Below are 20,627 nucleotides of genomic sequence, written 5' to 3' on the forward strand. Positions count from 1 at the left end.
TCTGTATGCCTAAGACGCCGCAGCGGTCATTTGCGAGAGATAGCGGCGTACGATCGGCCGGAGTATCGCTGCGACGAGCGGATTGCGCGGATGCTCGACACGACCCGCATGCGGGTTGAAGAACCATCCGCGATGGTCGGCGCCGTGCGGCGTGCCGAGGATCGCACGGATCCCTTCATAGGCCATCAGCATACCCGTGGTGATCACCATTGGAGCGAAGGACATGCGGCTGCGCTTGCCGGCAACCACCTCGCCGGCGAGCGACAGATCGATGTAGTGCCGGGACGACGAATGGACCATCACGTATTCCGCCTCGCTTTGGAAGGCAGCGGCACGCTGGGCGGTCGTCAAGGCGTGCCAGGCGGTTTGCGCTGTCGGGTAGCGCAGCCGCTCCTCCGGCATCGGGTTCTGCGGACGGGTCACATAGACGGAGGGTAGGGGGGAGGCATAGGCATCGATCATTGTCGTGCCCTGCTTTCGCGCCGTCCGGTAAAGAAGCAGACTTGCGCCGAGATCGTCCGTGCCGTTGACCACCACGTCCGCGTCGGTGACCAGATGCTCCACGTGGTCCGTCCACTCCGGTCCGAAGACGGTTACCGCCAGACCCGGGTTGATCTTGAGGCACAGGTCGCGGGTCGCCTCTGCCTTCATTTGCCCGATCGTATCGGCAAAGCAGAAGACCTGGCGATTGAGGTTGGACGTTTCGAAACGATCGATGTCGGCGAGTACGAGGCGGCCGATGCCTGCGCGCACGAGCGCCTGGATGCAGGCGCCGCCCATCCCGCCGGTTCCGCAGACGAAAACCGTCGCTTTTGAAAGGCGCTCCTGTTCCGCTTCGCTGACGAAGCCGATGTTGCGCGTCGTGAAAGTCTCGTAGAAGGACATTTCGCTCATCGGATGAAGGGCCTCAATATGCCCCATTGCCGCTTGCCGTCGGCCCAATGCAGCACCGGCAGGAACAGTCGTTGCATGAGGATGACGAAGCTCGCGACCGCGAGCCTCCCAAGAGCGTTGCGCGGCACACTTTCGAGGAGATAGCGCTGCGCGGCATTGAGATCGAGTTGACCGATCTGAATGAGGTCGTCGCCGCGTTCATAGTCGAGCTCGGCGGCGCAGAAGTCGTTGTATTCTGCCTTGCGGTGTTTCGGCGCGACCTCGAACGTCTTCTTCAGGTTGTCCGAACCGCCGGTATAGGCATTGGTGATGACGAAGCGGTCTGCATCGAAGCCGGCCTCGGGACCGACGCCGAACACATGACGGTGCGAGGCCATGATTTCGGTCGCAATCAGATGCTGGCGCAAGGACCGCCGTGCGCCACGCGTCGGTGCTGGAAAAACGTTGCTGAAGGTCTCGGCCACCATGCCGGCGACGGCTGGAACCTGCGTGACGTTGGAAATCCACAGCGGGCGGAGCTGGTTGCGCACGAAGAGTAGGAAACAGGTAAGGCCGTAGAGGATCCAGGACAGACCCTGACTGCGCACCGCGGGATCGACTATCACAAGTCCCAGATGGAGAACGTCGGCGGGCTTGCCCGATAGGGAGAGGCCTATCACCGGTAACGCATTGAACGCGACCGGCTGTCCGTCCGATATCCGGTATACGAGCGTGACGATCGTTCGATTGAGCACATCCTCGCTGTCCGAAAAGACTCCGTAATCCAGGCTTCCATCCGGAACCGACCGGTGTGCAACCGCCCGAAGATCTTGCCGCAAGGCGGTGATTTCTGGCGCTGACATCCAGAGGCCGGGAAACTCGACAATCCGCGCGCGAAAATCGGCTGATGTCTTGAACTTGAGGTCCATTCGCTTCTTCAGGATGATCGCCAGCAGATTATACAACGGGTTAGGTCCCAACGATTCACGGCTTCGCAATGCGCGCGCGGCGGCCGCATGCATCTAATTCTTGCAGCCGATAGGAAACAATTCGTTTAAGGTGGTGGCCCGGTTACAATTTGTAATGGAATCTAGCTTTATTCGTGAGGTCGACGACGGCTGCACACTTCGACCACGCCAACTAAGCCGTTCGCCTAACGTGCAAAACGGATGATGGTTGGACTTTTGCATGGGATTACGATTGCAAGCCTCGTGGCGGGAGAGTCTCACCTCGCAGATTACAGAGGCGTCAACGTTGCAAAGACGCGCCGGTCTACCGGGTTGCTCGATCGGAGGCGTCTCTTGATGATGCCGGACAGGCAATCGATAAAGGAAAGTGCTGCAGATCCTTGGGGACCATTTCGCCTCGAAATAATGCTGAGGTCCCGCGGTGAAAATCTCTCCTCGAGATCCAACAATACCGTGCGGCCGTAGAAAGGCGGTACAGCCGTCATGATGCTTGGAACCCAGGTGCACATATCTGCCTGCTCAACGAGTGTCTGAGAAAGCAACACCGAGTGTGCTAGTACAACGCGCTTTTCATCCAATGTCGCGCCGTGCCGCCAGAAAACCTCCTGCATCAGGCCATCGCGTCCGTCAGGGGCGTAGTTCAGCAGCCAGTCCTGATCCAGCAGTTCGTGAATGGACTTGCATCCCTCTTTCGCATGACCTCGACGAACCATGATGCCCGTCTCGTAGCGAACCAACGGCTCAATCAAAAACTCCTGAGCAGACATCGCTGGCGACGCCTGGCCTATGGCGAGGTCCATGTAGCCGTCGCGAAGAAGTGGTTGCGTGATCATTACGAAACTGTCGAAGAATTCGAGCCTGACGTTCGGCATGCGTCTTCTAAACTCAGTGACGACCTCCGGCAGCAGCGTCAGGGAAAGCCACGGCGTTACGGCAATGCAGAGCCGTCCCTCAATTTGGCCACGCCGAATGCTCATCTGGCTCTCCGCCTGCCTGAGCTGATTGAGAACGAGACGAGCGTGGGTCAGTAAAGCATAGCCGTGATCGGTAAACTTCAGGCCACTTGGCGAGCGAACGAGCAGCGGTAGCTGCTGTTCGGCTTCCATCTCCCTCAAGGCCCGCGTTACAGCGGGTTGCGATATCCCCAGAAGGCGCGCTGCGGCGCGGATGCTGCCGGTGTCGGCGCTGGCAACCAGTGCCTCGAGTTGATGCAGCTTCATTCGGTCTCCGGTGATAACGATTGGTTATCACCATAATAAACTTTTGTCTCCCGCTCAATGCGCGCATTCAATAGATTGCGAAGCACTGCCTCACAGGCAGAGGTCGGGAATTCTCAGCGGCGGAGTGGTGGATGAAGAACGCGATCGTGTTGCCAGGGATTTCCGATTTCCAATCTGAAGCGATCTCGATTCGCAGGCAGATTCACGCTCATCCAGAGCTGGGCTTTGAGGAGTTCGCGACGAGTGAGCTGGTCGCCAAGCTGCTCGCCGAATGGGGCTATGAAGTTGCGAGGATCGCAGGGACTGGCGTTATCGCAACGCTGCGCAATGGTGAGGGGCGGTCGCTCGGCATTCGCGCCGATATGGATGCGCTGCCGATCGAGGAAGTGACGGGACTTCCCTATAGCAGTACCGTTCCTGGAAAAATGCATGCCTGTGGTCACGATGGTCACACGGCGATGCTTCTCGCTGCAGCTAGGCATCTGGCGCAGTCGCGAGACTTCCACGGCGCTCTCCATCTAATCTTTCAGCCGGCCGAAGAGGGCCTTGGGGGAGCCGCGCGGCTGTTGGGCGAGGGGCTGTTCGAGCGGTTTCCCTGCGATGCTGTCTTTGCCATGCACAACGTCCCAGGCCAACCGGTCGGCACGTTCGGCTTTCGCAGCGGCGCGTTCATGGCTTCCGCCGATACGGTGACGATCCGTATCATTGGTCATGGCGGACATGGCGCTGTTCCACACAAGGCGGTGGATCCAGTCGTTGTCTGCTCGGCGGTCGTCATGGCGCTTCAAACAGTGGTCTCACGCAATGTCGATCCGCAGGACGCTGCGGTAATCACGGTTGGGTCAATTCACAGCGGAACCGCGTCGAATATCATTCCGGATGCGGCCGAGATGTCTGTAACGGTGCGCTCGCTGTCACCGGAAGTCCGCCGCGAAGTCGAGGCGCGGATCTGTGGCTTGGTGCATGCGCAGGCGGAGAGTTTTGGGGCGAGAGCCGTCATCAATTATGAGCGCTGTCATCCGGTGCTTATCAATCACCCGGTCGAGACGGAATTTGCCCAAGACGTCGCTCGGCAATGGCTCGGTCCAGAGGCATCAATCCTGAACGCGCACCCGATCATGGCCAGCGAAGATTTCGCTTTCATGCTGGAGCGCTGTCCTGGGTCCTACATCAATATCGGCAACGGCGAGGCGAGTCACCCGCTGCACAACCCGAGCTACGACTTCAACGATGAGGTATTGGCGATCGGGGCGACCTATTGGGTCAAGCTCGCCGAGCGGTTTCTCGCAACGCCCGCTCAGTCCGACATCACCCGACGCACAGCAGGCATCGCAGCACAGCGCCCATGTGCTGCGACCGAGTAATCGGTCCGGTTCGGGCGAAACCAACGAAAACCAAACTGGGGAAAATCATCGTGTTCAAGATCATAGCAGCATCTCTCATACTGCTTTCCGGCTCCGTCGCGGCACATGCCGCGGATCGCACCGGACAGACGATTAAACTGGGCATCGATCCAACTTATCCGCCGCTCGAGTTCAAGAAGCCGGACGGCAGCCTGACCGGTTTCGGGGTTGAGATCACCGAGGCCATCTGCGCCGAACTACGCGCCAAGTGTATCTGGGTGGAGAGCAGCTGGGACGGCATCATTCCTTCGCTGCAAGCACGCAAATTCGACATCATCGCGTCGTCGATGACGATCACGGAGAAGCGCAAGGAGCAGATCGCCTTCTCCGACAAATACTCCAACGCGCCGTCGCGCCTGGTCGCAAAACGAGGTTCCGGTCTGGAACCGACGCCGGAATCGTTGAAAGGCAAGCGGATTGGCGTCCAGCAGGGGTCCTCGCAGGAGACCTACGCTATGGCCGTATGGCGGCCCGCCGGTGTGGAAGTTGTCGCTTACCAGACGCAGGACCAGATCTATTCCGATCTCGGATCGGGACGTCTCGATGCATCTTTGCAGGCGTCAATACAGGCAAGTGACGGCTTCTTGAAGAAGCCTCAAGGGCAGGAATTCGAGTTTGCCGGTCAGGATATGAACGACCCGAAGTACTTCGGCATCGGCTCGGGTTTTGGGCTCCGCAAGGAAGACGCGGAACTGCGCGAGGACGTCAACAAGGCGATCGCGGCCATCGTCGCTGACGGCACCTACAAGTCGATCAATGACAAGTACTTCGACTTCGACGCCTACGGCGGACAATAAACGCGATAGCGATGTTCCTGCCTGGTCAACTCGCCCTGTGCAATCGTATCGGCTGCACAGGGGTAAATCCCGCGTTGCCGTGGCCATTCACGACGCGCTTACGAAAAGAACAGACATATGGCCCTCGACGGATATGGTCCCCTTGTATTGGCCGGGTTGCTGACGACGATTGAGCTCGCCGTTCTGTCGATCGCAGGCGCATTCTTTGTTGGCATCGTCGGAGCAAGTTGCAAGCTGTCGTCCAGACGCTCGCTACGCCTTGCAGCAACCGTTTATACGACGGTGATCCGCAGCGTACCCGATCTCGTCATGATGTTGCTTCTCTTCTACAGCCTCCAGATGTGGCTGAACGGAGTTACCGATCGCCTCGGTCTGCATCAGATTGATATCGATCCGTTTGCCGCCGGTGCGATCACACTCTCGTTCATCTATGGTGCTTACTTCACGGAAACATTCCGAGGCGCATTCCAGGCCGTCCCGCGCGGACAACTCGAGGCGGCGGCGGCATATGGCATGACGCCGTGGAAAACGTTCTGCAGGATCTTGTTTCCGCAGATGATGCGCCATGCCCTTCCAGGCATCGGCAACAATTGGCAGGTCATGATCAAGGCGACCGCACTGGTTTCGCTCATCGGCCTCAACGACTTGATCAAGGTTACGCAGGACGCGGGCAAGGCGTCTTCCAGCTTCTTTTTCTTTAGCATTCTGAGCGCGGCCATCTTCCTTGGGCTCGCAACGGCGACAAATGTCGTCGTGTTCATGCTCGAGCGATATTTCTCAACCGGCGTCAGGAGGGTAGGCGCATGATTGAGATCCTGCAGGAGTACTGGAAGGCCTATCTGTGGACCGATGGCTACCGGATTACCGGCGTCGCCATGACCTTATGGCTCCTTGTTGCCTCCATCGTCCTTGGATTCCTTCTGGCGATACCGCTTTCGGTGGCACGAGCATCGGCCAATCCTTACATCCGGGTTCCGGTCTGGCTCTACACCTATGTGTTTCGAGGCACGCCCCTCTATGTGCAATTGTTGATCCTCTACACCGGTTTCTACAGTTTCAGCTTCGTACGGTCGGTGCCTCTTCTCGACAGCTTTTTCCGCGAGGGGATCAACTGTGCGATCCTGGCATTTGCGCTTTGCACCTGTGCCTACACGACCGAGATCTTCGCCGGCGCCATCCGCGCCGTGCCTCATGGTGAGATAGAGGCGGCTCGGGCATATGGCATGTCGGCATTTACGGTTTACCGGCGGATCGTCCTTCCGTCAGCCCTCAGACGCGCACTGCCAGCCTACAGCAACGAAGTGATCCTTGTCCTGCACGCGACTTCGATCGCGTTCACCGCGACCGTGCCTGATGTTCTCAAGGTTGCCCGCGACGTGAATTCGGCGACCTATGCCTCTTTCGAAGCCTTCGGTATCGCCGCCGTTCTCTATGCATCGATCGCATTCACTCTCGTGTGGCTGTTTCGTCAGCTTGAAGGCAGGCTTTTGGCATTTGCGAGGCCTCACACGGGCCTGAGTGGCGCAGGGCAGACACTGGTGTGAGCACCGTGCTCGATCAATTGGGACAGTCTCACGAAAATAACGAAGGGTCGGAGTTGGTCCGCCCTCACAAGGGAGGGTGCTTATAGTGAACGGTCAGGAGGAGTTGGAGGGGAAATCGATCGCGGTGGCGGTCGGGAACCTGCACAAAAGGTTTGGCGCCCTGGAGGTTCTCAAAGGCGTCAATTTGAACGCATTGGAGGGCGAGGTGGTTTCGATGATCGGGGCCTCCGGATCCGGCAAGAGTACGTTGCTGCGCTGTATCAACCTACTTGAACTTCCCTCGCAGGGAACAATCGAGGTCGCCGGCGAAAAGCTGAAACTTCAAGCCAATCGCGACGGAAATCTCCACCCTGTCGATCACCAGCAGCTTCGACGCATCCGGACGCGCCTGTCCATGGTATTCCAGGGGTTCAATCTTTGGCAGCATATGACGGTTCTGCAGAATGTCGTGGAAGCGCCGATCCACGTGCTCGGCATTTCGCGAGCGGATGCGCGAGAGAAGGCGGAACACCTGCTCAACAAGGTCGGCCTTTACGAAAAGCGACACCAGTATCCGGCCTATCTCTCCGGAGGGCAGCAGCAGCGGATCGCCATCGCCCGTGCCCTATGCATGGATCCCCGTGTCATGCTTTTCGACGAACCCACGTCGGCGCTCGATCCTGAGCTCGTCGGAGAAGTCCTGAAAGTCATCCGGGACCTTGCGGAGGAGGGACGAACGATGCTTCTTGTGACCCATGAAATGAAGTTCGCCAGAGACGTTTCGAACCATGTTATGTTCCTTCACAACGGAATCGTTGAAGAACAGGGGCCACCTGAACGGGTGTTTCTGCACGCTGAGAGCGAGCGTTGCCGCCAGTTCCTGTCGCGCTCGCACTGACATCTAGGGAGGGCTGCTAGACAATTGGAAACCAAGCAGCTTTCTTACTTTGTTCTCGCTTGCCAGTATAGAAACCATGCAGAGGCGGCCGCAGACGCAGGCATGTCGTCTTCGGCGCTTAGCGAAAACATCAGCCAGCTCGAGCAGGACCTCGGGATCAAGCTTTTTCAACGGGGCCCCTTGGGCCATTACCCGACTGAGGCTGCGCGATGGCTGTATCAACGAGTCGAGCCGATTTTGCAAAGGATCGAAGCGGCCGAAGACGGCACATACGCCGCTATCCCTGTGCCAGCACCCCGCTTGGAGGTTTCGACCCCTCTCCAGTTCACGCTGGGGCGTTTGTCGAGAGCTATAAGCCTTTCCGTCAGATATCTGCGAAAGGAGCACCCGCAGGTCATTCCACGCGTCCGTTTTGATGTGCCGATTGAGGAGGACCAATCAGATATGCCCGCTCACGTGGCTATCCGCTACGGTGACGATAAGACCCCTTACGAAGATGCATTGCTTTATCGCGATGATTGGATCGCTGTCACCAACTATGAACGGGCCGGCGAGCCGGGTCGCAGCCTGGACTTTGATGCACTCCGGCGGTTGCTGATCCTGGTGCCGCCGCTTTTGCCGGCGCAGCGCAGACTGGTTCGCGCCTATTGCGCGGCCCATGATCTTCCCGAGCCGATCGCCACTGCCGAGGATGTTGGAACTTTTCCTTATCTCTCCCGCGAGACGCGCGCTTGGGCTATGCTTGCACCACGCAGCCTTGTCGCCGTGGGCGCTTCGCGCCTGCAGCTCGATTATGCGGTTTTACCGGTCGAACTCAGCAGCCCTGTCGTGGCGCATGTCACAGGAACCGCGCAACCGGCAAGAACATTCGTCGACCATCTTCAGCGCGTTCTGTCTTCGCCGCCGAGACCTGTGGTCTACGACCCGCGTATCACGTTGCGGCAGATGCGCTACTTCCTGGCATTGATGGACCAGCTCAACGTTACAGCCGCCGCTCGCAAACTTCACGTCGTTCAGCCGGCATTATCCAGCCAGTTGCGCAAGCTCGAGGCGACGCTGGGTGTCAATCTTTTTGAGCGTCAGCGGACGGGCCTGAAGCCGCTGGCAGATGCCCACGGCTTAGCGGGGCTTTTCAGAGAGGGGGTTGAAGCATGCGACCAACTCGTTGCGCAGGCCAACAGGATCGCGCCCGGCGACGCCCAGAAAATAACCATTGGTGTCGTTCCTCTTGCGACGCATATCGGCCCGCTTTCGGAGGCACTTGCCGCAGCAATCAGCGAATGGACCGGCCAGCATGCTGCGATCAAGCTACAGCTGGTCGAGGCACCGGCCACAGCACTTCATCGTTGGGTGGAGGCTGGCGAGATCAGTTTCGCCATCGTTGAAACGCAGGTGTCACGATCGTCACAGCTCGATCTGCGTAATCAGGATCGGATGGTGGTGGTCACCAAATCAGTCGATGCCATTCTTCCGCCTGGCGATGTCGAATTGGCTAAGTGCACGACGCTACCGCTGATATTACCAAGTCCTGTGTTTGGTCTTCGCCAACTGCTGGACCAGGCCGCAGAGAGCGAGGGCCTGGCTTTCGCGCCTGATATGGAGATCAATTCCATTGCCATGATCCTTGCGCTCGTCCGTCGGATGCGGCTTGCGACTATCCTTCCTGAGACGGCCATCCAGAATGTAGCGCATGCCGAGATGTTTCAGCTCAACCCGATCGGTAGTCCGAGCATCTATCGGCGGTTGTCGATCGTCTTCTCGACGGACCGAAGCCTGACCGATGCGGAACGCGCGCTCGTGGAGCTTCTCAAAATGCGCTTGGCCGATGCAAGCCGACAGGAGTTTCACGCGTCGCTTGGACCGGGTTAGAACGACTAGGTCATAGCGCGAAAACCTCACACTCCATCATTCCTTCCAGCGCTTGACGACGCCGACGTCCAGATCGAAGAGGTCCAGCGCGCGCCCGACGGTGTGGTCGATTATGTCTTCCACGCTCTCAGGGCGGGAATAGAACGCTGGCACGGGCGGCATGACGATCGCACCCATCTCGGTCACCGACACCATATTGCGGCAATGGCCCAGATGAAGAGGTGTTTCACGAAACATGAGGACGAGCCTCCTTCTCTCCTTCAACATCACATCCGCGGCTCTCGAAACGAGGGTGCCACATGCTCCCGATGCGATTTCACCCAATGTCTTGGCCGAGCAGGGCGCAATGAACATGCCTTGGGTGCGGAAGGAGCCGCTTGATATGGCGGCCGCGACGTCGTCGTTGGAATAGACATGATCGGCGCGGTCCCGGATGCCCTTCACCTTGATGTCGGTCTCGTAAGCGAGGGCCACCATTGCTGATTTGGACATGACGAGATGCGTTTCGCAGTTCAGTTCGCGCAGCACATCGAGCAAACGGATGCCGTAGATATGGCCGGAGGCGCCCGTGATCGCCACCACGAAACGCTTCCTGGGCTGATGCACGACAAATTTGCGGCTCGCGCTGGTCGCGTCTGGGACAAGGTTCTCAGTAGTCATCAAGCTGCCTCCTCACACTTTCGTAGATATCCGAAGGCGGCTTGACGAATTCCGATCGTCCACCCGGTTCGCCGTCGCCGGGGCGCGTTGTGGCGACCATTCCGATCTTCGTGACAACAAGGTCTTCGTGAACGGGATCGCACCGGTCGGCCTTGACCCCGGGCAGAACGATGAGGTCCTCGTGGCCGCGGAAACGTGCGGCGAGCGACCATTCGACCTGCTGCCAGTCGTCCGGCTCGACGTCGTCTTCGACGGCGATCACGAGCTTCAGAAGATTGACGCACCCCATCGCAAGCAGGATAGCGCGCTTGCCTTCGCCGAGCCTCGGGCGCCGCATCGATATGACTGCATGCAACCGGCCCATGCCGCCGTCGGTGATCACAACGCGTTTCACGGCCGGAATGGCACGTTGCAGATCACGTGTGAGCGTTGCCCCAATCGAGACCGCCCCCATGAGGCAGTGTTCTGCTGCATAACCAGGCAGGATCGCCTGATAGAGCGCTGATTTACGGTGGGTGATACAGGTGACGTCCACTCCAATTCCGGGTCCGTAATAAACATAGAAGCCTGGGAATTCGGAAACCGCCCCCTCATCGATCAGGTCATCGGGCCGCAAGCGCCCTTCAATAACGATCTCGGCGTGCGCTGGAACTTCGACGTCAACCGTGCGGCATCGCACGAGCTCGATCGGCTCGCCCAGTAGCGCACCGGCAGTGTCGAATTCGTCATCACCGAGGTCGAGGTATAGCTGTGAGCCAAGAAGCACGGCCGCGTGGTTGCCGATGGCGATTGCAATTTCGAGGTCGCGTCCTAGCCTCTTGGCCTTCTCCGCCAGTTGGGCCAAATGGTGGTTCTTGGCGATACCGGCCATCATGCGTTGACCACCCTCGAGACGGAGTCGAGCAATCGAGACGTTGCGGCGGCCGGTCTCCGGATCTTTCGCGATGATGACGCCTGCTGTGATGTACGGGCCACCTTCCTTCTCGAACCAGTGTGGGACTGGCAACAAGGCGCCCACATCGAAGGGCGGGTTATGGATCACCTCCTGCACCGGCGCACGATCAACCAGAAGCGGTTTGATCGGGGCACGCAGCGCAGACAGGCAGAACGCATCGAGTTCGGCGGCATCTGTACCCAGGGCGAGGGCATACCTCTGCCTGTTGTTGTAGAGATTGCCGACGACCGGCATGATGTGGCCGCGTACGTCCTCGAAAAGCTGAGCAGGACCGCGGTCGCGCAAGCTCAGGACGGATGCAATTTCGAAGCGGCTATCAACCTCGCGTACTACGCGGTGCAGCTCTCCTCGCTGTTCAAGTGTTGCGAGAAAGCTGCGCATACTTTGATCACGTCTAGACAATAGCTTCTCCCGAACCCTGCTCTGGTTCCGTGATGAGATCGAATTTTAGGATGGCGTCGTGGATAACGGCGGCGCCTGCTGCAAGACTATCGCGCTCGGTCCACTCTTCGGGCGCGTGGCTGCGACCCTCGCGGCATGGAACGAAGACCATGGCGCTCGGTGCGATCCTCGTGAGGAAGGCCGTGTCGTGTCCGGCTCCTGAGGCCATGGTCTGGCTCGACAAACCAAGGGAGATTGCACTCTCTTGGAGCATCGACCGAAGCGTGTCGTCGCATTGAGCCGGGTCGCTATCGGAGAGGACCTTCCAGACCGGCCGACCGATCCCCAATTGGTGTGTGATCGCACGGGTGCGTTGGTCCAATGCGGCTATGAAGTGTTGTGTGAGCGAATGGTCTTCGGCACGGATATCTACGACGATCCTTGATGCGCCGGGCACGACATTGGCCGCGTTCGGCTGTTGTTCGACGATGCCGCAGGTGGCCACGAAATGTCCTTGTCCGGCCAATGCGTCCTTGGAAGCTCTGTCGGCCACGAAAGACACTGTCATCGCCGCGGCAAGCCCGGCATCGCGCCTCATGGTCATGGGTGTGGTGCCGGCGTGGTCAGCACGGCCCTCGAAAGCGATCTCAACCCGGGCGATTCCGACGATAGCGCTGACGATGCCAAGGTCTATGCGGCTCTCCTCGAGCACTGCACCTTGCTCTATGTGCAACTCGAAGCAGGCAACGACATCGCCGCGGACCGCATCGGTCAAGCGCTTGGGATCACCTCCGACACGCGCGATCGCTTCGCCAAGGCGTTCTCCGGTGGGATCCGTAAAGTCGAGCTGATCGCCGGTCAGCATTCCGGTCATTGCGCGACTGCCCACGCAAGAAAGTCCGAACTCGGACGGCTCTTCGGCGAGGAAGTCCACTACCTCGACGGCATGACGAAGTTTTCGGCCGGCTTGGTGCAGCGACCGTGCAATCTCAAGTGCAGCAATAACGCCGGCGACGCCGTCGAAGCGACCGCCAGATGGGACGGTGTCTGAATGCGAACCGATTATGATCGTTCCGGCAGTCGTATCAGAGCCCTCCAGCCTTCCGATCAGGTTTCCCCCCGCATCGATGCGAACTGTCATTCCCGCTTCCTTGAAGCGCCGCGCGAGCCATTCACGCCCCTCGATGAACAATTTCGAAAACGAGCGTCTCGTGTAAGGTCTTTCGGGCTCGGTGATCGTCGCGAGGTCCATGAGATCGCTCCACAGTCGCTCGGCGTCGACGGGCATATTCCTTCCCGATCTTAGCGCGGCGCTCATATCAAGATCTCCCGCGAGGGCGTGATGAACTTGCCTGCTCCGGGGTGTGCCAGGACCTGCGTGCCATCGAAAACCATGTGGCCCCGCTGGAAGGTCGCAACCGGGCGGTGCTGGATCTCGAGCCCTTGGTACGGGCTCCAGCCAACAAAGTTGTGACCGCTTGCAGCCGGATCATAGCGTCTGGGGTCTTTGGCCATGACGACGATATCGGCATCGCGACCCGGCTCGATCGCTCCCTTCCGGTGTCCTATTCGAAACAGTCGCGCGGGATTTGCTGCGAGCAGCCGGGCGGCCCATGTCGGGCTCAACCCGCGAAGCAAGAGCCCATCGAGAAGCAGCGAGTAGAGAACTTCAAGGCTCGGTGCACCGGATGCATTCTTGAGCATGTCGGGGTCGCTTTTGCGATCCTCCGACCAACTGACGTGATCGGTCGAGACGACAGTCACGCCGCCAGCGGCAAGGTGCCGCCAGATCGCCTTGAGCTCGCTGCGTGGTCTGATCGGAGGGTTGACCTTGGCCTTGCCACCAAGGCGCGCCACGTCGTTTTCCTCATCGAGCACGAGATAGTGGATGCAGGCCTCTATCGTCGCATCGAAGCCGTTTGTCCGGTGGTTTGAACACAGTTCATAGCCGCGACCGATCGAGCAGTGTACGATATGCGCCGAGCAACCCGTTGCAGCGCCGATCTCGTATGCCTCAGCCGTGGCCAGTGCTTCGGCGATCGCTGGCCTTGCCATGCCATGCGCGCGATAGTCGCTGATGCCCAAGGCTTGGACGTCGGCGTCAGCAGCGCGCACCATTTCATCGTTCTCGTTGTGAACGCCTGCAGCCAGCCCGTGGCGTGCAATTTCGGCGAAGCACGCATGTAATGTCTGCGGAGGTATGCGCGGAAAGCGCTCCGGGTGTGTTCCGAATGTTGAGAACTTGAAAGCAGCCGCTCCGGCGCCGACCATCTGGGCGATATGCTTTGGCCCGTCATTGGGATGGACGGTGCCGTAGAGTGCAAAGTCCACGCGCGCCTGTTGCCCGGCTTCCAATGCCTTTTGGGCAAGCCGCTCGGCGTTGCAGATGAGATTGCCGTCGTCATACGGCATATCGACGATTGTGGTTACGCCACCGGCGGCGGCTGCGCGTGTCGACCAGATGAAATCCTCCTGACCGGCCTGCGAGCGCGAATGCACCTGTGAATCGATGGCGCCGGGAAGAATATAGGCATCTTCGAAGTCGTGCCGTTCCTTGCTCGACGCTGGGGGAATACCCTCGCCAATGCGTTCGATGATGCCGTCGCGCACGGCGACATAGCCGTTCTCCCGGACACGATTGGCGTCCACCACGCGGCCAGTTAGGATCAAGTCAAAATCACTCATAGCGTCTCCTCAATGCCATGAGCATGCGCAGGCAGGTGGTCTGTGGATAATTGCTTTGTCCGAAGTCGGCTATCGCCGGACCCGAATTCGCCGAGGCGCCGAGGCGATCTGACGAGGATGTTTGCTATTTGAGAGCGCGGTGGCCCCGCAGGTCGCAAATCTGTTGGGCAGTTCGCCGTACGCTATGGCTCACTTCGCCATTCCTGTTTGGACGGAGGCCTTGCATCCCAGCAGGGTTGCGATTGCAAGGCGCATTCGGCACGGGCACTTGGGGAGTGGTACAAGCCGCGCTGCCGCCATCACCATAAGCAAAATAAGAGGGAGCATTGTCATGAGCAGCATCACATCTGGGGTGGAGGCCTCAGATCGCAAACAGGTCATCGCTGGACGCCGGGCTGTTGTCGCGGCATCGGTCGGGAACGCGCTTGAATGGTACGACTTCATCATCTACGCGTTGTTCGCCGTCTATATAGCCCAGAACTTCTTTCCTGGAGGCGACCAGTCGACGGAACTCGTCAAGGCATTTATCGCGTTTGGTTTGGGCTTTATCATCCGTCCGCTGGGCGCAGTTCTGATTGGTGTCTACGCGGATCGCGCAGGGCGGAAAGCGGCCCTGACGCTGACGATCATGATCATGGCGCTTGGCACTCTCGTTATCGCCGCCGCGCCCACCTATGCCGCCATCGGGATTGGTGCGCCACTCCTCCTGTTGGTCGGCCGGATGCTTCAAGGTTTTTCCGCGGGCGGCGAACTCGGCGGTGCAGCCGCTTTTCTCGTTGAGCATGCCCCTGAGGGAAAGAAGGGCAAGTACGCATCATGGCTGCAGGGAAGCATGGCGATCTCCAATATTCTCGCCGCACTTGTCGCATTCTCGGTGACCGCTCTGCTCACGCAGCAGCAGATCGGTGAATGGGGATGGCGCCTGCCGTTTCTTGTCGGACTTCTCATCGCGCCGGTGGGTATCTGGATGCGCCGCACGCTCGATGAGACGCCGCATTTCCGCGAGGAGATTGCTCGTCAGAACAAATCCGGCGTGACCGAACGACTGCCGCTAAAGGCGGCGTTCGTGGAGTTCTGGCGGGAACTGCTCAAAGGCACGGGAATGTGTGTGCTGTGGGGTGTGTCGACCTACACGCTCGTCATCTTCATGCCGATCTATATTCAGCGCAGCTTCGGCATGAGCGGCTCGGACACCTTCCTTGCTTCCCTTATCGGCAATGTATTCATGTTGATCAGTTGCGTCGTGGCGGGAAGCTTGTCGGACGTTGTTGGACGCAAGAAGATGCTGGTCGTGGCAGCAATCATCCTTGCGACGGCGGTCCATCCGTTGCTTTGGCTCCTGCACATGTCGTCGACGCTTCCCACGCTGATCTTTGTGCAAACCGCGTTCTGCATCATGGTCGGCCTCTATGTCGGCGTGGCACCGTCGGCCCTTTCCGAGATCTTCCCGACACGCGTTCGGTCGACCGGAATGTCTCTTGCCTACAATACCGCTACGACAATCTTTGGCGGTTTCGCACCCGCCATCCTCACATGGCTCTCCCAAGGAGGAGGAATCTATGCGCCAGCCTGGTATATGACCGCAGCGGCGGCATGCGCGTTGTTGGCCATCGCCACGTTGAAGAGGCCAGTCGGGTAAACATGCCGGCCGCAACGCCGAGCGGCTGGGAGCCTTCGCCGCCGTAGCGCAAGGCGCTGATAGCGCTTCTCTCTCTACGGCGACGCAGGCAATGATTGGCTGGGGGGGAGGAGATGGCAACGACGATATGGAAGTCCGTATTGGCAACGAAACCTTCGCAGGCGGTGAGGGGAGCGCCGCCGCGGGTTAAGTCCCGGACTCATCGTGTCGTCGGTTCCATGTGTAGGGTTCGGTTTGCGGCCATCCCGCCGACGAGTCTTCCCAGAGTTCCTGGCGACCATACGATCAGAGTGTTCAATCGCGCATCACCCGGCCGCTGCAGAAATATCGGAACGCAGGCAGCGAATATAGGCGCAGAACATGTCGGACATGGCATTCGCGTATGCTGCGATTTCCGCGTCGGTCTTCGGCTCGGCTGAGAACTCCTTCCCGACCGTGGTCATGGTCGTCATGACGAGGTCGCCGGCCGTGGCCCGGACCGCCGCGGAGGCATCCGGAAGAAGCTCGGACATGAACGCCTCGATGACCGTGTCATCCGCCGCCCGCGCGTCCTGCGCTTCCGGCGCATCCCTGTAAAGCGGGGCGGCATCGCTAAGTGCCACCCGAACGGCAGCTTCCTCGCATTCCGAACGGATGAAGGCCTGCACGAGGCTACGGAGCCGCTCGAGCGGCGGACGGGACCGGTCCGTCAGGATGTCGCCCAGGAGATCCGATGTCTGCCGCCACTCATCGCTTTGCAGACGGAACAGGATAGCCGCCTTGTTGGGGAAATACTGGTAGAGAGATCCGACGCTGACACCTGCCCGTTCGGCCACCCGCGCGGTCGTAAAACGCTGCGCACCCTCCTGCGCCAAAACCTGAACAGCCGCCTGAAGAATGGCGGCCACAAGCTCGTTCGAACGCGACTGTTTGGGCTGTTTTCGTGTGGAAATACGGGGACTTGCGCGATCAGTCATCGGGGCCTTTTGCAATGCGATTAGCAAACGCGACGAATTATTCGTATTTTTAATTCGAAAGCAAGTCATCGCAGCGAACCGAGGATTTTCCGATGAACACTCTCAAGGACATACGCCTTGCATCTCTTCTCGACCGTCTCTTCGACGAAGCGGATGCCGCCGCCAGCCCGGCCTTGGCAGAACTCTCCCACGCGGAGCGCGACCGCCTCATGCACAGCAAGACGGAGTATCTCGACTTCTACAGCCGCATGAAGGATCTTTGGCTTCCCGTATCCCGCCAGACCGGCGAACTGCTCTACATGCTGGCCCGAAGCAGCGGCGCAAGGACGATCGTCGAGTTCGGCACGTCGTTCGGCCTCTCGACTCTCTACCTCTCGGCAGCGCTCCGGGACAATGGCGGGGGCCAGCTGATCACCAGCGAGTTCGAGCCGTCGAAGATTGCAAGGGCACGACAAAACCTGGCTGACGCGGGCCTCATCGACCTCGTCGAAATCCGCGAGGGCGATGCGCTGACGACGCTGAGTATGGATCTTCCCGAAAGCATAGATCTGCTCCTGCTCGATGGCGCGAAGCCGCTCTACCCGGAAGTCCTTTCACTGGTCGAGAGCCGTCTGCGGCCCGGGGCACTGGTCGTTGCCGACGATGCGCATCATTGCCCGGACTATCTCGATCGCGTCCGCTCGACTTCGGGCGGCTATCTGTCGACACCGTTCGCCGACGACATCGAGTTGTCGATGCGCGCGGCCTGAGCCTGCCAACGTTCAACTGCCACCAACCCAAACCGAACATACAACGAAAGGACCGTCCCAATGGGACGGCTCCCTCAATGGAGAATTGTCATGCATGTATTCGTAACGGGCGCGACCGGCTGGGTCGGCTCCGCCGTCGTCGAGGACCTGATCCGCTCAGGACATAACGTCAGTGGCCTTGTCCGTTCGGCGGGGAAGGCATCAGCCCTTGCAGCCATCGGTGCGAAGGTTGTCGAAGGTTCGCTGGACGACCTCGACATCCTGCGGGCTGCCGCTTCAGCCGCCGACGCCGTAATTCACACCGCCTTCAACCACGACTTCTCGACGTTCCTGGAGAACGCGGCACAGGACGAACGGGCGATCGAGGCACTGGGAGGCGCACTCAAAGGGTCGGACCGCCCATTGCTCGTCACCTCCGGCCTCTTGGGTCTGCCACGCGGCGCAACCGAAGCAGACCTTCCCAATCCGGCGTCGCCGCGCAAGTCGGAAGCTGCCGCAAGGGCCGTGGCGGAACAGGGCGTGCGCGCAGCGACAGTGCGTCTTGCGCCATCCGTTCACGGGGTGGGGGACCATGGATTCATCCCGATCGTCGTGCGTCTGGCGCAAGAAACAGGCGTGTCCGCCTATGTCGATGACGGCTTGAACTGCTGGTCCGGGGTCCACCGTCTGGATGCGGCGCAGGTCTACCGCATGGCCCTTGAAGCCGGCGTGACGGAGAGCGTCTACCATGCGGTTGCTGTCGAAGCAGTTCCGTTCAGGGAAATCGCCGAAGTGATCGGGCGCCAACTCGGCCTGCCGGCCGAACCGCGGTCGCGAGAGCACTTCGGCTGGTTTGCCAACTTTGCAGCGGCGAACATGGCGGCGTCCAGCGCCAGGACCCGCTCGCTTCTAGGCTGGCAGCCGACTGGTCCGGGCCTGATCGCCGATCTCGATCAGCCCGCCTACTTCCCGCGCTGATCGTGAGACGAGCTCTCACTGCCGCGCTGATGCCGAGCCCTAGGCGTTACTGAAACTGCACGCCAAACACTCGACTCACGTTTTGCGATCTCAATGCGCGCGCAGGAAGCGAAATAGATCCTCTGTGAACTCTTGCGGATTCTGCAAATGGGAAAAGTGGCTGACTTCTGGCTGTATTAGCAGACCGGCACCGGGAATGTTTTCGGCGATGAACAGCGTATCGGTACGCCTGACAATTTCGTCGTGGTCGCCGGCTGCAACCCAGATAGGGTGTTCAAGGTTGCGAAGCTCACTTTTCGTTATGTTTGGTTGCGAGCCCCACATTTTTTCCATTTGCTCAAGGAAGTCGTCGTATTCGACGGGTGTGGGAGACAGCTTTTCATACTCATCGCGGGTCCGTTGAGAATAGTTCTCAAACATCCTGCTATCGGATAGATCGTAGATCCCGGATGGGTCACTGTTAGCCGCAAATGCGAACAGGCGGCTAACTCGGCCAGGATTAGCGATCACTAGCTTGAGGCCGATGATTGCGCCGTCGCTCCAGCCTATGACCGCAGCCTTGGACACCGTTAAATCATCCATCAATGCGATGACGTCGGAGGCCATGCGGTCGTAGCTGAAGGGGTCCGCATTCCGAGTGCTGCGTCCGTGGCCGCGGCTGTCCATAACGATGACCTGATAGGACTTGGCGAGTTCCGGAACCTGATGGCCCCAGTAATTGGAATTGGCGAGACCGCCATGGAGCATAATCACGGGCTCACCGGAACCGTAGACAGCATACCAGATCTTGATGCCGTCGACCGCGACATACCCTTCGCGGGTCGTCGCGGGCAATTCGGGAGTTGCGGGAAGAGTTCGCCACCTTGGTTCTGCCATCGTAGCCTCAATCAACCCTTAGTTTGCTGCCTTCGAAGATCGCGGCATCGTTGTCCGTGTAAGTTGCAATATACGTGATCTTCTCGCGGTTGCCAGTCACCCGGTTGGGTGACTGGGCGTTGGCTACCACAGACGGTTCTGAGCCATGCGGCTGTTTGCGCGTACGACAAGTTTACGCGTGAAGGTGACGAGGAAAACTTTGGGCGGTTTTCAGCCTGAGGTGACGTATTTTCTCCAGCCATGCTCGCTGCGAAAACCCAAAATGTCACGCGCCTTCCAGTTCGACAGCAACGTCTCGAACTCGCCGAGTTCCCGCTTGAGCGGTACACCTGGATAGAAACGGTCTATGAGTTCGCGGGTAGGCAGATTGGAGGAGGTGTCGTCGTTTGCGGCATTGAAGATCTGGAAACCAAGCCCGTCCTTCTCAATCGCGCGATGCGTGATCTGGCCGAGGTCGCGCGCATCGATGTAGCTCCACGCGATGCGTTTTCGAAAGCCCGGATTTGCGAACCATCCAGGAAACAGTTTGTACTCGCTCGGCTCAATGACGTTGCCGATGCGCAGGGCATAGATGTCGAAGCCGCTGCGCAGGGCAAAGGCGCGTGCCGTCTGCTCATTGACAACTTTCGACAAGGCATAACTGTCCATGGGGTCGACGTCGTACTCCTCGTCGAGCGGAAAGTAGCGCGGACTGCGGGGCTCGTTGGCAAAGACGAGGCCGTAGGTCGTCTCGCTGGATGCTATGATGACCTTGCGAATACCGAGTTTCACAGCAGCTTCGATGACGTTGTAGGTGCCGAGCGCGTTCACGCGGAAAAGTTCGTTGTCAGGGGCGATCATGATGCGTGGAATGGCGGCAAAGTGTACGACGGCGTCGATCGGCTGTGGCCTCAAAGATGGGTCGAACTCGTGCAGCCCGGTGTAACTCGACAAGGCGTTGAAGACTTGCCCGCTATCGGTGATGTCGGTGATGAGCGTCCTGACCTTCGGATTGTCGAGAGGCCGGGTATCGAGATTGAGGACCTGGTGACCCTGCTCGATGAGATATTGCACGACATGGCGGCCGGCTTTGCCACTGCCGCCGGTGAAGATGATCCTCTTTGCCATTCTGCTCTCCACAATGTGACGCGGATCTCGCTCGCCAATGCGACGCCACGGATCAATTCGTTCCAATGCTGGCGATGCATGTCACTCGCGTCAATGGGGATGCCTTGCCAC

19 protein-coding genes are annotated in these 20,627 nt (G+C 59.3%); 9 read left to right on the top strand and 10 right to left on the bottom strand.

Going from position 1 to position 20,627, the window contains the following annotated elements; translation table 11 throughout:
* Positions 1-9: 9 nt before the first annotated feature.
* The 3 genes from ASD00_RS12430 to ASD00_RS12440 form a co-directional block, all read right to left on the bottom strand.
* A complete protein-coding gene (locus tag ASD00_RS12430) occupies positions 10-894 on the bottom strand; it encodes a ThiF family adenylyltransferase (RefSeq protein WP_057206816.1) in 885 nt (294 codons plus the stop codon).
* A complete protein-coding gene (locus ASD00_RS12435; protein ID WP_244496037.1) occupies positions 891-1,838 on the bottom strand; it encodes a hypothetical protein in 948 nt (315 codons plus the stop codon). The genes ASD00_RS12430 and ASD00_RS12435 overlap by 4 nt, the downstream gene beginning before the upstream one ends.
* Before the next feature lie 272 nt (positions 1,839-2,110).
* On the bottom strand, positions 2,111-3,061 hold the full coding sequence (locus ASD00_RS12440; RefSeq protein ID WP_057206820.1) for a LysR substrate-binding domain-containing protein: 951 nt from the start codon (positions 3,059-3,061) through the stop codon (positions 2,111-2,113).
* Positions 3,062-3,192: 131 nt separating this feature from the next.
* On the opposite strand from ASD00_RS12440, the gene ASD00_RS12445 reads away from it, so the two are divergent.
* The 6 genes from ASD00_RS12445 (at position 3,193) to ASD00_RS12470 (ending at position 9,551) form a co-directional block, all read left to right on the top strand.
* Entirely contained in the window at positions 3,193-4,425 is a 1,233-nt protein-coding gene (locus tag ASD00_RS12445) for a M20 aminoacylase family protein (protein WP_063963251.1), read from the top strand.
* Between the two features lie 50 nt (positions 4,426-4,475).
* Positions 4,476-5,261, top strand: a complete 786-nt coding sequence (locus ASD00_RS12450) for an ABC transporter substrate-binding protein (RefSeq protein ID WP_057206822.1) — start codon at positions 4,476-4,478, stop codon at positions 5,259-5,261.
* A 117-nt stretch (positions 5,262-5,378) separates the two neighbouring features.
* Entirely contained in the window at positions 5,379-6,068 is a 690-nt protein-coding gene (locus ASD00_RS12455; protein ID WP_025430551.1) for an ABC transporter permease, read from the top strand.
* Positions 6,065-6,805, top strand: a complete 741-nt coding sequence (locus ASD00_RS12460; RefSeq protein ID WP_057206824.1) for an ABC transporter permease — start codon at positions 6,065-6,067, stop codon at positions 6,803-6,805. Before ASD00_RS12455 ends, ASD00_RS12460 begins: the two co-directional genes overlap by 4 nt.
* A gap of 85 nt (positions 6,806-6,890) precedes the next feature.
* Positions 6,891-7,682 carry an ATP-binding cassette domain-containing protein gene (locus tag ASD00_RS12465; protein WP_272502219.1) on the top strand — a complete coding sequence of 264 codons (792 nt, stop codon included), beginning with the start codon at positions 6,891-6,893 and terminating at the stop codon, positions 7,680-7,682.
* A gap of 24 nt (positions 7,683-7,706) precedes the next feature.
* Positions 7,707-9,551, top strand: a complete 1,845-nt coding sequence (locus tag ASD00_RS12470; RefSeq protein ID WP_063963252.1) for a LysR family transcriptional regulator — start codon at positions 7,707-7,709, stop codon at positions 9,549-9,551.
* A 36-nt stretch (positions 9,552-9,587) separates the two neighbouring features.
* On the opposite strand, the gene ASD00_RS12475 is transcribed toward ASD00_RS12470, so the two are convergent.
* Genes ASD00_RS12475 through ASD00_RS12490 form a run of 4 tightly spaced genes read right to left on the bottom strand, consistent with a single transcriptional unit; the run spans position 9,588 to position 14,232 of the window.
* Positions 9,588-10,211: a UbiX family flavin prenyltransferase gene (locus ASD00_RS12475; protein ID WP_082523531.1), complete on the bottom strand. Its 624-nt coding sequence runs from the start codon at positions 10,209-10,211 to the stop codon at positions 9,588-9,590.
* The gene (locus ASD00_RS12480) at positions 10,201-11,547 is read right to left on the bottom strand and encodes a UbiD family decarboxylase (RefSeq protein ID WP_057206829.1); all 1,347 of its coding nucleotides are present in this window, start codon (positions 11,545-11,547) and stop codon (positions 10,201-10,203) included. Before ASD00_RS12480 ends, ASD00_RS12475 begins: the two co-directional genes overlap by 11 nt.
* A gap of 13 nt (positions 11,548-11,560) precedes the next feature.
* Entirely contained in the window at positions 11,561-12,865 is a 1,305-nt protein-coding gene (locus ASD00_RS12485) for a Zn-dependent hydrolase (protein ID WP_057206831.1), read from the bottom strand.
* A complete protein-coding gene (locus ASD00_RS12490) occupies positions 12,862-14,232 on the bottom strand; it encodes a dihydroorotase family protein (RefSeq protein ID WP_057206833.1) in 1,371 nt (456 codons plus the stop codon). The genes ASD00_RS12485 and ASD00_RS12490 overlap by 4 nt, the downstream gene beginning before the upstream one ends.
* 139 nt (positions 14,233-14,371) lie before the next feature.
* Between ASD00_RS12490 and ASD00_RS12495 the strand changes: the two genes are divergently transcribed.
* The gene (locus tag ASD00_RS12495; RefSeq protein WP_244496038.1) at positions 14,372-15,871 is read left to right on the top strand and encodes an MFS transporter; all 1,500 of its coding nucleotides are present in this window, start codon (positions 14,372-14,374) and stop codon (positions 15,869-15,871) included.
* A 305-nt stretch (positions 15,872-16,176) separates the two neighbouring features.
* Here ASD00_RS12495 and ASD00_RS12500 read toward each other — a convergent pair whose 3' ends face one another.
* On the bottom strand, positions 16,177-16,827 hold the full coding sequence (locus ASD00_RS12500) for a TetR family transcriptional regulator (RefSeq protein ID WP_057206838.1): 651 nt from the start codon (positions 16,825-16,827) through the stop codon (positions 16,177-16,179).
* 92 nt (positions 16,828-16,919) lie between these two features.
* Here ASD00_RS12500 and ASD00_RS12505 point away from each other — a divergent pair, with 92 nt between their 5' ends.
* On the top strand, positions 16,920-17,576 hold the full coding sequence (locus ASD00_RS12505) for a class I SAM-dependent methyltransferase (RefSeq protein WP_057206839.1): 657 nt from the start codon (positions 16,920-16,922) through the stop codon (positions 17,574-17,576).
* A gap of 90 nt (positions 17,577-17,666) precedes the next feature.
* The gene (locus ASD00_RS12510) at positions 17,667-18,533 is read left to right on the top strand and encodes an SDR family oxidoreductase (protein WP_057206841.1); all 867 of its coding nucleotides are present in this window, start codon (positions 17,667-17,669) and stop codon (positions 18,531-18,533) included.
* A 90-nt stretch (positions 18,534-18,623) separates the two neighbouring features.
* Here the strand turns inward: ASD00_RS12510 and ASD00_RS12515 are convergent, their stop codons facing one another.
* The gene (locus ASD00_RS12515; protein ID WP_057206843.1) at positions 18,624-19,409 is read right to left on the bottom strand and encodes an alpha/beta hydrolase; all 786 of its coding nucleotides are present in this window, start codon (positions 19,407-19,409) and stop codon (positions 18,624-18,626) included.
* Between the two features lie 210 nt (positions 19,410-19,619).
* Positions 19,620-20,516, bottom strand: a complete 897-nt coding sequence (locus ASD00_RS12520; protein WP_057206845.1) for an NAD(P)-dependent oxidoreductase — start codon at positions 20,514-20,516, stop codon at positions 19,620-19,622.
* Positions 20,517-20,627 lie beyond the last annotated feature (111 nt).

The sequence above is a fragment of the Ensifer sp. Root31 genome (assembly GCF_001424825.1).
Lineage (GTDB): Bacteria > Pseudomonadota > Alphaproteobacteria > Rhizobiales > Rhizobiaceae > Ensifer > Ensifer canadensis.